Annotated in this window: 13 protein-coding genes and 1 pseudogene; 10 read left to right on the top strand and 4 right to left on the bottom strand. The window is 61.6% G+C overall.

Annotated features, from left to right (window positions below):
• Positions 1–117 precede the first annotated feature (117 nt).
• A complete protein-coding gene (locus LU684_RS09185; RefSeq protein ID WP_054888283.1) occupies positions 118–1,947 on the bottom strand; it encodes a sigma-54-dependent Fis family transcriptional regulator in 1,830 nt (609 codons plus the stop codon).
• A 330-nt stretch (positions 1,948–2,277) separates the two neighbouring features.
• Between LU684_RS09185 and pchA the strand changes: the two genes are divergently transcribed.
• The 5 genes from pchA to LU684_RS09160 are packed head-to-tail and all read left to right on the top strand — an operon-like array spanning position 2,278 to position 6,851.
• A complete protein-coding gene (gene pchA / locus LU684_RS09180; protein WP_016488037.1) occupies positions 2,278–3,756 on the top strand; it encodes a 4-hydroxybenzaldehyde dehydrogenase in 1,479 nt (492 codons plus the stop codon).
• Between the two features lie 45 nt (positions 3,757–3,801).
• On the top strand, positions 3,802–4,152 hold the full coding sequence (locus LU684_RS09175) for a c-type cytochrome (protein WP_016488038.1): 351 nt from the start codon (positions 3,802–3,804) through the stop codon (positions 4,150–4,152).
• Positions 4,149–4,841, top strand: coding sequence for a hypothetical protein (locus LU684_RS09170; RefSeq protein ID WP_016488039.1), 693 nt, complete (start codon positions 4,149–4,151; stop codon positions 4,839–4,841). The genes LU684_RS09175 and LU684_RS09170 overlap by 4 nt, the downstream gene beginning before the upstream one ends.
• A gap of 14 nt (positions 4,842–4,855) precedes the next feature.
• Positions 4,856–6,424, top strand: coding sequence for an FAD-binding oxidoreductase (locus tag LU684_RS09165; RefSeq protein ID WP_054888282.1), 1,569 nt, complete (start codon positions 4,856–4,858; stop codon positions 6,422–6,424).
• A gap of 55 nt (positions 6,425–6,479) precedes the next feature.
• Positions 6,480–6,851, top strand: a complete 372-nt coding sequence (locus LU684_RS09160; RefSeq protein ID WP_016488041.1) for a c-type cytochrome — start codon at positions 6,480–6,482, stop codon at positions 6,849–6,851.
• A 52-nt stretch (positions 6,852–6,903) separates the two neighbouring features.
• Here the strand turns inward: LU684_RS09160 and betT are convergent, their stop codons facing one another.
• From betT to LU684_RS30695, 3 genes are all read right to left on the bottom strand, one after another.
• Positions 6,904–9,159, bottom strand: a complete 2,256-nt coding sequence (betT, locus tag LU684_RS09155) for a choline BCCT transporter BetT (protein ID WP_016488042.1) — start codon at positions 9,157–9,159, stop codon at positions 6,904–6,906.
• A gap of 263 nt (positions 9,160–9,422) precedes the next feature.
• The gene (locus LU684_RS09150; RefSeq protein WP_016488043.1) at positions 9,423–10,580 is read right to left on the bottom strand and encodes a lactonase family protein; all 1,158 of its coding nucleotides are present in this window, start codon (positions 10,578–10,580) and stop codon (positions 9,423–9,425) included.
• A gap of 106 nt (positions 10,581–10,686) precedes the next feature.
• Positions 10,687–10,881 (bottom strand): OprD family outer membrane porin, encoded by a 195-nt coding sequence (locus LU684_RS30695; protein WP_442964201.1) that lies wholly within the window; start codon positions 10,879–10,881, stop codon positions 10,687–10,689.
• A 23-nt stretch (positions 10,882–10,904) separates the two neighbouring features.
• On the opposite strand from LU684_RS30695, the pseudogene LU684_RS09145 reads away from it, so the two are divergent.
• The 5 genes and pseudogenes from LU684_RS09145 to LU684_RS09125 form a co-directional block, all read left to right on the top strand.
• Positions 10,905–11,513: pseudogene (locus LU684_RS09145) on the top strand (MFS transporter); the annotation flags it as partial.
• Positions 11,510–12,637 carry an HlyD family secretion protein gene (locus tag LU684_RS09140; protein ID WP_016488046.1) on the top strand — a complete coding sequence of 376 codons (1,128 nt, stop codon included), beginning with the start codon at positions 11,510–11,512 and terminating at the stop codon, positions 12,635–12,637. The pseudogene LU684_RS09145 and the gene LU684_RS09140, both read left to right, overlap by 4 nt.
• Positions 12,638–12,849: 212 nt before the next feature.
• Positions 12,850–13,587 carry a hypothetical protein gene (locus LU684_RS09135; protein ID WP_016488047.1) on the top strand — a complete coding sequence of 246 codons (738 nt, stop codon included), beginning with the start codon at positions 12,850–12,852 and terminating at the stop codon, positions 13,585–13,587.
• Between the two features lie 113 nt (positions 13,588–13,700).
• Positions 13,701–13,916, top strand: coding sequence for an AlpA family transcriptional regulator (locus LU684_RS09130; RefSeq protein ID WP_016488048.1), 216 nt, complete (start codon positions 13,701–13,703; stop codon positions 13,914–13,916).
• A gap of 4 nt (positions 13,917–13,920) precedes the next feature.
• Positions 13,921–14,799 (top strand): ParA family protein, encoded by an 879-nt coding sequence (locus tag LU684_RS09125; protein ID WP_016488049.1) that lies wholly within the window; start codon positions 13,921–13,923, stop codon positions 14,797–14,799.
• Positions 14,800–14,808 lie beyond the last annotated feature (9 nt).

The following is a 14,808-nucleotide window of genomic DNA, read 5'->3' as shown; positions in this document are numbered from 1 at the left end:
TGCCTCTAAACATTTTTATTGTTGTAGAGGTCCAGTATCCGCAGTCCGCTTACAAGCCGTTATCGCCTGCGCGTAACGACTAACTGCGCAGCGCAGAAAATCCGCCTTAATCCGCCGCTAGCTGCCCTTGAGCCGATAACTGACTTGCGCGCGGCTCATGCCCAGCATCTGTGCCGCCAGGGTGATGTTGCCGCCCGAGCGCTCCATGGCCAGATGCACCAGTTGCAGCTCGATATCTGCCAACGGTGTACTGAGCACCTTCTGGCTCCCGGCGACGAACGCCAGCAGCCCCTCCAATACCGGCTCTCGAATGTGCGCTGTGGGCTCGATTACCTGCCTGGCCGGCTCGTCACGGCGCTGCCCCCCGGACAAGCGCCCCTCAGGTGTCAGGCCAATCGCCGTGGCCATCAAGGGCGCGCCGATCTCGGCCAAGTGCACCAGGTCGATGACTTCGCCCTCACCGGCACTGATCACGCCCCGCTCGATCAGGTTCTGAAGTTCACGGATGTTCCCTGGGAACCGATACGTGAGCAGCGCGTTGACCAGCCGGGTGCTAAAGCCCGCAAGCCGACGCCCATGGCGCTGGCTGAAATGACGCAGGAAATAGCTCATCAGCAGCGGGATATCTTCACGGCGCTCCCGTAACGGTGGCAGGTGGATGGGAAACACGTTCAAGCGATAGAACAAATCCTCACGAAAACGCCCGGCCTCGACTTCGCGGCGCAGGTCCAGGTTGGTGGCGGCAATGACCCGCACATCGACCCGGATCGGCGCCGTGCCGCCTACCCGCTCGATTTCACCTTCCTGCAGGGCGCGCAGAATCTTGCTCTGGGCACTCAGGCTCAAGGTCGCGATTTCATCGAGAAACAACGTGCCACCATTGGCCCGCTCGAAACGCCCGGCACGCGAGCGGTCGGCACCAGTGTAGGCACCCCGTTCGACACCGAACAGCTCTGCTTCCACCAGGTTCTCCGGCAAGGTCGCGCAGTTGAGCGCCACCAACGGCCGCTGCTGGCGTGTGCTGGCTTGGTACAACGAGCGGGCGAACAGCTCCTTGCCAACGCCCGATTCCCCGGTCAGCAGCACGGTTGCCTGGGTCGAGGCCACGCGCTGCAGCATCTGCGTGGCGAGCACGAAAGCCGCCGAGATGCCCACCATTGGCTTGCCGTCGATAGGCGCCTCCAGCTCGGCTACCTCCGTGGCGCTACCTGAAGCATAAGTACTGCGGCTAAGGAAGTCGTCCGGCATCAGGTAGGCCAGATCGACGTCGATGTCGTCCCACTGATCGGCCGGCTTGCCTACAATCCGGCACGCCGGGTGCCCCATCGAGCGGCACTCCTGCTCACGGAACACGACCAGGCGACCGAGCAGTGACGAGGCATAGCCACTGGCATAGCCGATCTCCATCCAGCAGGCCGGTTCACCACCCAAGCCATAGGCCGCAATGTGCTCATCGTCTTCGAGCGAGTTGTGCCAAAGGAACTCGGAGTAGAAGTGGCCGACACCTGAATCGATTTCAAAGCGCACCACTTCGACATTGACCATCCCTTCAAGCATGTGCAGGCGCGGCCCTGCACTGTAGAGGCTGGCGTCATCACCCTCTGGCCATTGCGCGCTGACCTGGGCCGCGTCCCGCGCACCGGCCTGCCAGCCGATGCGCGTCAACAGGCCTCGCGCCTTATCGAACCCGAGCGCCTCGATCAGTTCGCGGCGCATGGCGCCGAACGCGGCGCCTTGCAGCAGCATCATGCGCTGGCCGCACATCCAGACGCTGCCTTCCTGCGGGGAAAATGCCACCGTCTCCGCCAACTGTTCTGCCGATGGCAGGCCACTGGCGCCAAACTGGCTGGCGCGGTCGACGATCAGGCGCTTCTGCTTGCCAAGCATCTGCTTGAAGAATTCTTCGTCGGCAGGACGACCGGGCTGGGTGGGTTTGGTAGGCGTCATGAGCAATCAGCAACGAACAAGTGAGTAGCTTGTGAGTATGCCGAGCCCTCGCGCCGGGTCAATGCGCGAGCGGTCGGCGTAAGCGCGTAGGCACTCGATCTGTCCGATAGCCGCACACCTTCTGTCTTTCTACAGGCTGACTTCGTCGATTTTTCTGCATGAATTTATGCAGGCTTCGTCGAAAATCATACAGTAACGACCGCTTGTCAGCGCCAGCTTTATCCCTCATCCCATTGAATTCATTGATGAATATATCTTTTCGAAGCATTGGCACGGTTGTTGTTATGCAGCGCAGGTGCACTTGATAAAAAAAATAGAGGTGACCTCCCTATGACGCTTTCCCACTCCCCTGCCTATCAAAACCTGCACTTGCAGCCCCTTGCCGGTGAATGGCGAGCCGGCAGCGCCGATCAATCGCTGGAGGTGTTCGACCCCTTCACGCAGAAGCGATTGCTGCAAATCACCCTGGCCAACCGCGAAGACCTCGATGCCGCCTACCGCAGGGCCCGCGAATGCCAGCTCGAGTGGGCGGCCAAAGGCCCCGCCGAGCGCAGCCAGGTCTTGCTCAATGCCGTGAAGATCTTTGACGACCGCCGTGAAGAAATTATCGACTGGATCATCAGCGAGTCAGGCAGCACGCGGATCAAGGCGCAAATCGAATGGGGCGCCGCACGCGCCATCACCCTCGAGTCGGCCAGCCTGCCAAGCCGCGTGCACGGGCGCATCATGGCGTCCAATGTGCCCGGCAAGGAAAGCCGCGTCTACCGGGTTCCCCTGGGCGTGATTGGCGTGATCAGCCCCTGGAACTTCCCCCTGCACCTGACCGCACGCTCCCTGGCACCTGCCCTGGCGTTAGGCAACGCCGTGGTGGTCAAGCCGGCCAGCGATACCCCAGTCACCGGCGGCCTGCTGCTTGCGCGAATCTTCGAGGAAGCCGGATTGCCGCCGGGTGTGCTCAGCGTGGTGGTGGGGGCCGGCGCGCAGATCGGAGACGCTTTCGTCGAGCATCCGGTGCCCGCGTTCATTTCCTTCACCGGCTCGACCCAAGTCGGGCGCAACATCGGCCGCATCGCCAGCGGCGGCGAGCACCTCAAGCACGTGGCGCTGGAGCTGGGCGGCAACAGCCCGTTCGTGGTCCTGGCTGATGCCGACGTCGAGCAGGCCGTCAATGCTGCCGTGGTGGGCAAGTTCCTGCACCAGGGGCAAATCTGCATGGCGATCAACCGCATCATCGTCGAGCAACCGTTGCTGGAGGCCTTCACCCAGCGCTTTGTCGAGCGGGTCAAGGCCCTGCCTTACGGCGACCCGAGCAACGCCAGCACGGTCATCGGGCCGGTGATCAACAGCAAGCAACTGGCGGGCCTGCAACAGAAGATCGTCACTGCCCACGCCGAAGGCGCCACCTTGCTGGTGGGTGGCGAGGCTCAAGGCAATGTGCTGCCGCCTCACGTCTTCGGCAACGTTACCGCCGACATGGACATCGCCCGTGAAGAAATCTTTGGCCCCCTGGTCGGCATTCAGGCTGCACGTGATGCCGAGCATGCCCTAACGCTTGCGAACAACAGCGAATACGGGCTCTCCAGCGCCGTCTTCACCTCCAGCCTGGAGCGCGGTGTGCAGTTCGCCCAACGCATCCACGCCGGCATGACCCACGTCAACGACATCCCGGTCAATGACGAACCCAACGCGCCATTCGGCGGCGAGAAGAACTCAGGTTTGGGGCGTTTCAATGGCGACTGGGCCATCGACGAATTCACCACCGACCACTGGATCACCCTGCAACACGTGCCCAGAGCGTACCCGTTCTGACCCGGCCCTTTGCCCATCCCACCTACAACAAGAATGGAGTACGAAATGTCTTCACTTCGCGACGGCTCCGTGATGAAACGGACATTGGCCGCCTGCTTCGCCCTGCCCTTGCTCGTGCTTGCCAATAACGCCGCTGCCGATGGCGATGGTGTTTGGAAAGGCGGCGAAAATGTCTACGCCAAGGTGTGTGGCCACTGCCACGAACACCAGGTCGGGCCGCAAATCACCGGCCGCCAGCTGCCGCCGGGGTACATCACTGCGATCGTGCGCAATGGTTTTCGCGCCATGCCCGCCTTCCCTGCCTCGTTCATCGACGACAACGCGCTGCAACAGGTTGCCGAGTACATCTCCACAGCATCCGCGCCTGCGCCCAACCCAGCCGGAGGCAAGCCATGAACGTCGAACGCCGATTCGTGCTCAAAGGCATGGCATTGTCCAGCCTTGCCGGTATTGCCATGAGCAGCGCAGGCATCAGCGCGGCCAACAGTGCCCTGGGCACACAACCACAACCGGCGCGTCCAACCCTGGTACTGGTCAGCAGCGCCGCCGCGCAGGCGGCTTTCCTCCAGGGCGTCAACGCAAGCCCCGCCGGCGAGCAGGTCAAGGTCCGGCGTACCGACCTCAGCCTGGACTTCATCCTTGGCTTTGAAAAACGCCTGCGTATCGCCACACCGCAACGCATCATCGGCCTGGTCGACGATGCCAGTGCCGCACTGATCGTCGACCTCGCGCGCAGCGCCGGTGCGCACGTGCAGTGGCTTGGCCAGCACCACGCCGCAGCCCACGCTTCACACCACCGCCTGCTCAGCGGCGAAACGGCCAGTGGCTGCGCCCCGCAACTCGGCCTGAGCCTGAACGCCTGCGGCGCAGGTTTCAGCCTTACCGAGCATCGCCTGCGCGGCCAGCAGCCCCCCCTGCGCGCGTCGGCTGCCGGCCGTGACAAAGGCGCCTCGGACCAATGGGCGGCCACACTCGGCTACGCCCTCGCCACCCTGGGCACCACGCACATCGGGCAAGCGCCTGTGGTCGACAACCGGTCGGCGGCGCTGACCGGTCATTTCGTTTCGTTTTCGATCGAGGCTTGAAGGAGCTGTAAGACATGACTGAGCAAAACACAACCACCCTGCTCCCGCGCGGCGTCGACCTCGCCAACTTCGATCAGGCCATTGCCAAGTTCCGGGCCCTGCTGGGCGATGAAAACGTCCTGATCAAGGACGATCAGCTGATCCCTTACACCAAGATCATGATGGCCGTGGACACCGCTGAGCACACCCCGTCCGCCGCCGTCACCGCCACCACCGTCGAGCAGGTGCAAGGCGTGGTAAAGATCTGCAACGAACACAAGATCCCGGTGTGGACCATCTCCACCGGGCGCAACTTCGGTTATGGCTCGGCGGCCCCAAGCCAGCGCGGCCAGGTCATTCTCGACCTGAAGAAGATGAACAAGATCCTCCATGTTGACCCGGAACTGTGCACGGCCCTGGTCGAGCCGGGCGTGACCTACCAGCAGTTGTACGACTATCTGCAGGAACACAAACTGCCGCTGATGCTGTCGTTCTCCGCACCGTCGGCCATCGCCGGGCCGCTGGGCAACACCATGGATCGCGGCGTGGGCTACACGCCCTACGGCGAGCACTTCCTGATGCAGTGCGGCATGGAAGTCGTGCTGGCCAATGGCGACGTGTACCGCACCGGCATGGGCGGAGTGAAAGGCGACAATGCCTGGCAGGTGTTCAAGTGGGGTTACGGCCCGACCCTAGACGGCATGTTCACCCAGGCCAACTATGGCATCTGTACCAAGATGGGCTTTTGGCTGATGCCCAAGCCTCCCGTGTTCCAGCCGTTCGAGATCAAGTTCGACAACGCCTCGGATATCGCCGAGATCGTCGAATTCATCCGCCCGCTGCGGATCGCCCAGGTCATTCCCAACTCGGTTGTCATCGCCGGTGTGCTTTGGGAGGCCGCCACCTGCAATACCCGGCGCGCCGACTACACCAACGAGCCGGGGGCGACGTCCGACGCTATCCTCAAACAGATCCAGAAAGACAAGAACCTCGGCGCCTGGAACGTCTATGCCGCGCTGTACGGTACCCAGGAACAGGTCGACGTCAACTGGAAGATCGTTACCGACGCCCTGAAGAAACTGGGCAAAGGCCGCATCTTCACCCAGCAGGAGGCCGGTGACACCCAGCCGTTCAAGTACCGTGCGCAGTTGATGTCCGGGGTGCCCAACCTGCAGGAATTCGGCCTGTACAACTGGCGTGGCGGCGGTGGCTCGATGTGGTTCGCGCCGGTGAGCCAGGCCCGAGGCAGCGAGTGCGACAAGCAGCAGGCACTGGCCAAGAAAACCCTCAACAAGCATGGGCTGGACTATGTCGGCGAGTTCATCGTCGGCTGGCGCGACATGCACCACGTCATCGATGTGCTGTACGACCGCAGCAACCCGGAAGAAACCCAGCGCGCCAATGCCTGCTTCGCCGAACTGCTAAATGTGTTCGAGCAGGAAGGCTACGCCGTCTACCGCGTCAACACGGCCTTCCAGGATCGCGTCGCGAACAGCTACGGCCCGGTCAAGCGCAAGCTCGAGCACACCCTCAAGCGTGCGTTGGACCCCAACAACATCCTCTCGCCAGGCAAGTCGGGCATCGACCTCGCCAACCCATTCTGAATGTTCTTGAAGCCCCGCCATACCTGACGTGGCGGTTAAATCCGAAGGAAATGAAATGAACCCTGCACAACTGCTGGTTGCCAGCGCCCTGCTCCTGGTCGCCCCCTTGACGCTGGCCGAGGGCGATGCCGCTCAAGGCAAGGCCCTTTTCGCCACGCAATGCGGTTTCTGCCACAGCACTGAACAGGGCAAGAACCTGATGGGCCCCAGCCTGCTAGGCGTGTTCGATCGCAGTAGCGGCCAGGCGCCCGCCTTCAACTACTCTGCCGCACTGCAAGCGGCCAAGCTGAAGTGGGATGACGCCAACCTGGATAAATGGCTGACCAAACCAGCGGAGCTGGTACCGGGCAACATGATGATGTACCCCGGGCAAGCTGACGCTCAGAGCCGTCAAAACCTCGTTGCCTACCTCAAGACACTGAAGTAAAACCAACCGCCAGCAGGGGCCTGGGCACCTGCTGGCGAACCGCATCGACGTATCAGCGCGGGCCCTGCCCGGATTCATCGGGCGCCTCAGGGGGCTGGTACTGCCTGGGTGTCAGAACAGAGGCAGTAGCGTTTTCACTTGAAAAGACCAGGAACGCCAGGTGGGTCTCATATCGATCGAGTACATCGTCGATGACCTGCTGTTTGGTCAGCCCCATCAGGTCATAGCCACCAGACCCGGTCTGTGTATACACCTCCAACCGATAATAGACATCGATCTCTCGCGTCATGCGGCCGCTGAACATGGGCACCGGCGCCTCGACGATGGCCACGTGGTAATGGAAATCGCGGAACGTATCCATCGAGACCCGCAGCAACGGCTCCTCGAAACCATGGCTGTTGACCACATTTTCCCGCATGACGTCATAGCCCTGATTGCGAAACTCAGCCGCGACCTCATCCAGTGCTGGCGCAACCATACGGTTGAGGAACTGAGTGGCCTGGCGCAGCGATGGGAATGCCCGCAAGTGCTCGAGCCGCTGCTTCCAGGAGCGCTCCGGGACATGCCCCCCGATAGCCGCCATGGAGGGGCGACGCAGCACTCTCCCCTCGCGCTCAGCGCGTTCCATGCGCAACACCTTGTAGAACGATGCCATCACCAGGTAAGCAATGATCGTCACCGGTAGCGCAAAGATCAGCGTGGCGTACTCCATCGTCTTGACCCCGCCCGCAACCAGCATCGCCACGGTGAGCATGGCCGTGAGCAATGCCCAGAAGATGCGCAGCCAGCTTGGCCCGTCGTGGGATGGGTCGGGAATCGAGGCAGAAAAATTCGACATCACCATTGCCCCGGAATTGGCGCTGGTGAGGTAGAACAAAAGACCTGATAGCGTCGCCAGGCCAATCAGGAACATTGGGGCCGGGAACATCTCCAGCAGTGCATACCAACCCCGTTCAGGGCTGTCCATCGCCAGTTGGGCAAACGCAGTGTTGCCCTGAAGTACCTGAAACAGTGCTGAATTGCCAAACAGCGAAACAATGATGAAATCGCACAGCACCGGCGCGGTCACTGCCGCCAGGACGAATTCGCGCAACGTGCGCCCCCGCGAAATCCGCGCCAGGAACACACCAACGAATGGCCCCCAGGCCAGCCAGAAGGCCCAGAAGAACAACGTCCAGCCCGCCATCCACCCGGCCCCATCGGGCGAGTAGCCGAAGGTTTGAAAGGTACGCGCGGGGAACGTGACGAGAAATTGCCCGATGTTCGACACCAGTGCGTTCAGCAGGAAGGCCGTCTGCCCGGTCAGCAGAATGTAGAGCATCATGGCCACGGCGCTCCACAGGTTCAGCTCGGCGATCCAGCGGATGCCACGGTCGACCCCGGAGGTGGTAGCCGCGATGGTCAGTGCCACCGCCCCCACTACTAGCAGGATCTGCAAGGTAAGGCCCTGCTCCAGACCAAAAATCAGCGCGAAACCCACGCTCAGCAGTACCACGCCGATGCCCATCGATGTGGCGACGCCAAACACGGTACCGACTAACGCGATGATGCTGATACCATCGCCCAACGGGCCGCGCACGCGTTTGCCAAACAGCGGATAGAGCGCGGCACGAATCGACAGCGGCATGTCCCATCGATAGGCAAAGTAACCCATGGCCATGCCCAGCAAGGCATACATCGCCCAACCCGCGATGCCGTAGTGAAACATGGTCCAGATCACTGCGTCCTGCATGGCCTCGGCAGTCCCGCCGGTGCCGCTGGGCGGGTGCAGATACTGCACGACCGGGCCGGTGACCGAATAGAACAGCATGTCTATCCCGACCCCTGCGGCAAACAGCATGGCGACCCACGTTACCAGCTTGTACTGCGGCCGCGAGTGGTCGGGGCCGATGCGCACGTCCCCCTCCTTGGAAAAGGCGACCCACAGCACGAACCCGATCACCAGGGTCATCGTCAGTACGTAGTACCAGCCGAGGTTCGTCGCGATCCAGTCGGTAGTCTGCTTCATTGCCACACGTGCAGCATCGGGCATGAGGATCGTGGTGATGGAAAACGCCAGTATCACTGCTGACGAAATCAACAGGACGCTCCAGTTGATATGCGCCTCACGATGCTCGATGAGTTCGTCATGGCCTTTGCTCAGGTCGCTGCGCGATACGGGGGTATCGTCATCGTCGCTCGGGCGCCTGGACAGGCGATCGGTACCGCCAAATTTGCTGCGCTCAAGCGCAGGGATCGATTTTACGCCTCCTGACGTGACCGGATCGACACCGTCGCGGTGCTGGTCTGAAGGGGGTTCGAAGGGCATGAGCTTTCTCCTGTTGCGTACTTCACTTCAACGCCTCCTGAGAGGGATAGGATGATCGGAGGCGCGGATTCTCTCTATTCTGATGGCACATGTGACTTCACTCAGGGTAGTCGCCCTGAAGGTAGATTCGGCAGGACTCATCGCGAAAAAGACTGCCGCGATGGCAGAGCGTCCTGCAGCAGCGAGTGCCAATTGAAAGCACTCCTCAAGATTTGGCCTGAGCCACCTTGCGTGGCTTAGGCGGGAATCGAACAGCCCCGCAGTTACAATTGCAACGCTTCAACCCACATCAGCGACCTGCCAGGTTCGGGCATGTCGTACTTACGGTGAAACGCCAAGGTACCATCGGGCTTGATGCGGAATACGGCGATATTGGCTTTCTCCGCTTCGGTTGCCGTACCGCGCTGGACTTGCCCGCCTTTCTGGTTGCCCACGATGAACCATTGATTACCGGGCGCCACACTGATCGTGCGGGCCTCTACCCCTTGCGTGGGGATATGTTGCAAGAGCTTCGGCTCGCCCGTTTTTGCATCCAGTACATACACCGCTATATCGTTTTCACCATGCTTGAACATCGCGGGTTTTTCCGTCGTTTGAAGCTCATCGGAGCGGTTGGTGACGTAGAGATACTTACCGTCTGGCCGCACCAGAATCACCCCGCCTTTCTTGATGCCCTCATCGGCCTCGGCATGCCAGTGTGGGTCGAGGGTACTGGTTTTAAATACGGGCCTGTTGGCCAGTCGTCCTTCCTTGGTCAACGGGTAGGTGTAGAGACTGCTGCCCCGCTCCATTGCCAGGTATGCCAAGGGTGCCCGAGGGTGGTAGGCGATATGGCGTGGGCCAACGGAGGGAGCAAAGGTTTCGACCCCGGCTGGGGTCAGCTTGCCGCCCGAGTAGGCAAACGCTGAAAGGGTGCCCAAATCTTCGGGCCGGCTTGCACTCGGATCATTGCCACGACCAGGCGCAATCACGAATTTATCGTTGGGTACTACCGTGACCTGGTGGGTGAATACGCCCGACTTGATTGGTTGCGCCTGTTTGACCTGGGCACCGAGACTGCCATCTGGCTGCAGTACATGAACCGTCACGGTTGGCGCCAGGTTGTAGGCCAGCAATGCATGTGTGCCATCGCGATCGAGGGTCAGGTAGATCGGCCGTTGCTCCAGCTTCACAGGTTCGCCCAACGGCATGAGTTGCCCCGTAGCATGGTCGATAGTAAAAGCACTGAGCATGTGAACATCGCCAGGGTTAGCTCCATTGATGTTGCTGGACGCCACATACAGGTGCCGATTGCCCTTGTCGGCAACGGCGAACTGCAACGGAGCTGGCAACTGAACCACCCCATTTTGCGTGAGCGAGCCATCGGGCGCGAGGGCATAACCCAGCAGTTTGTCTCCGAACCCTGCATAGATTTCGGTCATTGCCTGGGTATTTGCCGCCAGTGCCGCATGGGAGGAAGAGGCCAGAACCCCTGCCAGCAGAAAACTACAGGGCTGTAATTTGAATCTCATTACCTGCTCCCCTTCCTTAAAGTAACGTCAGTGGGTAAACCACGATCAGCCGATGCTCGTCGAAATCCTGCCCACCCTGATAATCACGCCTCACCGTGGCGCTGTGCCACTTGAGCACCAGGTTTTTGAACGTACTGGTCCGTACTGAATAGGCCACTTCCGATTCGCGTATCCACTCATTGCCATTGCGGTCGGCTGGCGAGACATCGATGTCGCGCCCCTGGATAGTGCGCTGACCCCAAGCACCTGATCATCCCACTGTTCGTTTCGCTGCTGGCGAAGGCCGCCGGGGCGTTCATGGACAGCAGTTCGAGCAACCTCACGCGCCCGGCGCAGATGTACTTCCGCCAGTTCCTGCTGGCCTTTGGCAGCACGTTCTTCCTCGGCCCGTCGATGGCCCTGGGCATCAGCCATGTGCGCACCAACCCGCGCAACCTGGTGAGCTTTTCGGTGCTGTTCGGCATCTGCAACAACCTCGGTGGCCTGATCGGCGCGGCGCTGCTGGGTACCTTCCAGACCTGGCGCGAGAAATTCCATTCCAGCCACCTGATAGACCGCCTCAGCTACCTCGAACCACTGGTCAACGCCCGTGTGCAAAGCGGCGGCGCCGGTTATGCCGGGATCCTCGCCGACCCGGCACTGCGCAGCGAGGCCGGCATGCGCGTGCTGGCCAGCGCCGCCACCCGCGAGGCCAACATAATGGCCTACAACGACGTGTTCGTGCTGATCGGCAGCATCGCCGTGCTGACCATGATCTGGATTACCATTCGCGGTTCTTGGCTGCGGTATGTCGCCCGCCAGGCCGCTTCATCCGACTCCACCAGCGGTACTGCCAGCCGATGACCGAAGAAACCCGCACCACGACCACCGCCGCCCTCGCCGAAACCCCGGAAGGCAGCACGCCGCCCAGCGAACCGACCAGCCCGGTGCGCACGCGGCGGGTGCGCATCCTGTCTACGATCAGCTTCGCCAGCGTGGCCCTGGTCGGCATCCTGGTAGTGCTCTACGCCTGGAACCTGCCGCCGTTCAGCAGCACCATCGAAAGCACCGAAAACGCCCTGGTGCGCGGCCAGGTGACAATCATCGGCCCGCAGCTGAGCGGCTATATCGTCGACGTGCCGGTGCATGACTTCCAGTTCGTCAAGGCTGGCGATCTGCTGGTGCAGCTCGACGACCGTATCTACAGGCAGCGCCTGGCCCTGGCCATCGCCCAGCTACAGCAGCAAGCCGCGCTGGCCAACAACCTGCAGCAGCGCAACAGCGCCGAAGCCACCATCGCCCAACGCCAGGCCGCCATCGGCGACGCTTCGGCCCAGGCGACTAAGGCCAAGGCCGACCTCAGTCGCAACCAGGCGCTGGTCAGCGATGGCTCGGTGTCGCGCCGCGACCTGGACCTGGCCCGCGCCAGTGAGGCCGCCGCCGTCGCCAGCCTGGCCCATGCCAAGGCCGCGCTGGAGATCGCCCGCCAGGACCGCGAGACCGTGATCGTCAACCGCGCCTCGCTGGAGGCTTCGGTGGAGAACGCCAAGGCGGCCGTCGAACTGGCCCGTATCGATCTCGACAACACCCGCGTCACCGCCCCGCGCGACGGCCAGCTGGGGCAGATCGGCACGCGCCTGGGCGCCTACGTCAACTCTGGCGCACAACTGATGGCACTGGTGCCCGACACCCTGTGGGTGATCGCCAACATGAAGAAAACCCAGATGGCCGACGTGCGCATCGGCCAGCCGGTGACCTTCACCGTGGACGCCCTGAACCACCTCAAGCTCTACGGGCATGTGCAGCAGATCTCGCCGGCCACCGGCTCGGAGTTCGCCTTGCTGCAGGCCGACAATGCCACCGGCAACTTCGTCAAGATCGCCCAGCGCATCCCGGTGCGCATTACCGTCGACCCCGAGCAGCCTGACGTCGCACGTCTGCGTCCCGGCATGTCGGTGGTGGTCAGCATTGATACACGAGCAGAATAATGACGCGGCCTGCCTCGGTCCTTTGCAGGCCCCCGAGCGGCGTCAAAACTTGACGCGTTCGCATAATGCGTGAAGAACCAACCTATCGCTTCGATGTCACCATCAATGGATCCCAAAAGTGATCCTTTGAAATCAGGCTCGCTAGACAGAGGCACAGATCACGCTGCCCCCGCCAGCGATTCCAGGACGAACGCAGCTGGAGGCTGTGTGCCATGATCTCGATCAGAAGCTCTTACCATCTCATCGATGCCGCCATTCTCTGGTGTGACCTTGCCGACCACGAAGACGAGATTTTACGGGTCGACCTCTCCTACCCCGGCAGTCTGCTCAAGCATTTTCCACAATGGCCGATCCTGCACCTTTATGCGGAGTGCATCTACGACGCCATTGTCAGCGGTGAGCTACCCGCGACCTGCCTGGGCCGACCGATCACTGCTGACAACCAGGTAAGCCGAGAGTACTGGTCCATTCAGCGTGCTGATCTGCTGGTCTGGTTCGCACGTAATTACCCCAACGAGAAGCCCGCCTTCTTGTTCTCGCAGAGCCTCGACCATTTGAACTGCGTCAGTCTCAATGCTCATTTGGTACAGGAAGCAGAGCTCGCTGCTGCTCAGCGCACGATCGACAAGCTGCGCGACGAGCTTACAGCAAGAGTTGACGAGGTGACAACGCTCACCGCGTGTAACCACGAACTGACAGCGCGACTTGAGGCCCAAGGCATTCCTTCCGAGGCCTCCGAAGGCACGAACAACATGCTCGTGGGCACCATGCTGGAAGTGACATTGGGTAAATCCAAAGACGGCCGTGTGCAATCGGCCTACAAGTCCCAGAGCGCTCTGGTCGACGAGATTCTACGCCGTTTTCCTGGTCTGCCTGGCCTGAGCAAAAGTACCCTTGATCGGCGATTTGCCGACGCTCGCCGTCATCTAGCCCAGGTAAAACGGGGCTGACACCGCATTGTCAGGCGATGCTCGGCATCGCCTGACAATGTTTTTCCTCCAGCATCGACCTTCACTGACTGTCACATCCCACTGCGCACCACATGGTGCTACGGAGTGACATCATGCAACAGATCAGCCCTGCCCCGCTGCCTGCCGACCGCCACATCATGCGCCGCGATGAGGTGGAACTGAAAACCGGCTTCAAACGTTCGCACATCTACAACCTGATGAAAGCCGGTCTATTCCCCCAATGCCGGCGCATTGGTACCCGCGCCGTCGGCTGGGACTCGCTGGAGATCGAGCAGTGGGTCCATGATCGACTGTCGGTCAGGGAGTAGCGTCATGGACGTCCTCTCGCTGATCTCGACCAAGGGCGGCGCGGGTAAAACCACCGTCGCCGCCAACCTGGGTGGTGTGCTCGCCGATGCGGGCCTTCGCGTCCTGCTGCTGGATCTGGACAGCCAACCGACGCTGTCCAGCTACTACGCCTTGCGCGAATCCCGTGAGGCTGGCAGCTACGAACTCATCGCGCAACGGCTCACGGCCCCCGAACAGGTGATTTCCGCCACCGTCATCCCGCACCTGGACCTGATAGTGTCCAACGATCGCGCCGGGCACATCAGCACTCTGCTGTTGCACGCGGCCGATGGTCGTCTGCGCCTTCATAATCTTCTGCCAGCGTTCGAGGAGCTCTACGATGTGCTGATCATCGATACCCAAGGCGCGCGCAGTGTAGTCGTGGAGATGGTGATCCTCGCGTCCGACTATGCCCTGTGCCCGGTCCCCCCAGAAATGCTCGCCGCACGTGAGCTGCGACGCGGCACGCTGGCGCTGTTTGAAGAGTTGGAGCCCTACCGCTACCTGGGCGTTGCCTTGCCGTCGGTGAAGCTGTTGCTCAACCAGGTCAAAGCCAATCGCCGTGACACCCGCTTGATCATGCACAGCCTGCAGGCGTCCTTCCAAGGCGACCCGCATGTCAGCGTCTGCACAACGGTGATTCCTGACCGTGTGGCCTACCCCAATGCCGCCTCGCTCGGCCTGCCGGTGCACCGCGTCGAGCCTACTCCACCCTCTGGCAGCCGAGGCCCTTGCGGCGCGGCGGTCATGCTTGAGCTGGCCATCGAGCTGTTCCCGCAGTGGGCTGAGCGACTTGTCGGCTCGGACGCGCCTCTGCCCGGCCAAGCGTCAGTGATCGACCGCCGACTCAACCGTCGCGGCTGATGGGAGGTT

Origin of the sequence: Pseudomonas sp. NMI542_15 (assembly GCF_021283425.1) — a bacterium.
Taxonomy (GTDB): domain Bacteria; phylum Pseudomonadota; class Gammaproteobacteria; order Pseudomonadales; family Pseudomonadaceae; genus Aquipseudomonas; species Aquipseudomonas fortuita.
This window is presented reverse-complemented; position numbering and strand designations above follow the sequence as displayed.

Bases quoted from the DNA above. Each gene is read 5' to 3' on its own strand.
- LU684_RS09185 (WP_054888283.1), bottom strand. From the start codon at position 1,947: ATGACGCCTACCAAACCCACCCAGCCCGGTCGTCCTGCCGACGAAGAA.
- LU684_RS09170 (WP_016488039.1), top strand. From the start codon at position 4,149: ATGAACGTCGAACGCCGATTCGTGCTCAAAGGCATGGCATTGTCCAGC.
- LU684_RS09165 (WP_054888282.1), top strand. From the start codon at position 4,856: ATGACTGAGCAAAACACAACCACCCTGCTCCCGCGCGGCGTCGACCTC.
- LU684_RS09135 (WP_016488047.1), top strand. From the start codon at position 12,850: ATGATCTCGATCAGAAGCTCTTACCATCTCATCGATGCCGCCATTCTC.
- LU684_RS09150 (WP_016488043.1), bottom strand. From the start codon at position 10,580: ATGACCGAAATCTATGCAGGGTTCGGAGACAAACTGCTGGGTTATGCC.
- LU684_RS09160 (WP_016488041.1), top strand. From the start codon at position 6,480: ATGAACCCTGCACAACTGCTGGTTGCCAGCGCCCTGCTCCTGGTCGCC.
- LU684_RS09125 (WP_016488049.1), top strand. From the start codon at position 13,921: ATGGACGTCCTCTCGCTGATCTCGACCAAGGGCGGCGCGGGTAAAACC.
- betT (WP_016488042.1), bottom strand. From the start codon at position 9,159: ATGCCCTTCGAACCCCCTTCAGACCAGCACCGCGACGGTGTCGATCCG.
- LU684_RS09175 (WP_016488038.1), top strand. From the start codon at position 3,802: ATGTCTTCACTTCGCGACGGCTCCGTGATGAAACGGACATTGGCCGCC.
- pchA (WP_016488037.1), top strand. From the start codon at position 2,278: ATGACGCTTTCCCACTCCCCTGCCTATCAAAACCTGCACTTGCAGCCC.
- LU684_RS09130 (WP_016488048.1), top strand. From the start codon at position 13,701: ATGCAACAGATCAGCCCTGCCCCGCTGCCTGCCGACCGCCACATCATG.
- LU684_RS09140 (WP_016488046.1), top strand. From the start codon at position 11,510: ATGACCGAAGAAACCCGCACCACGACCACCGCCGCCCTCGCCGAAACC.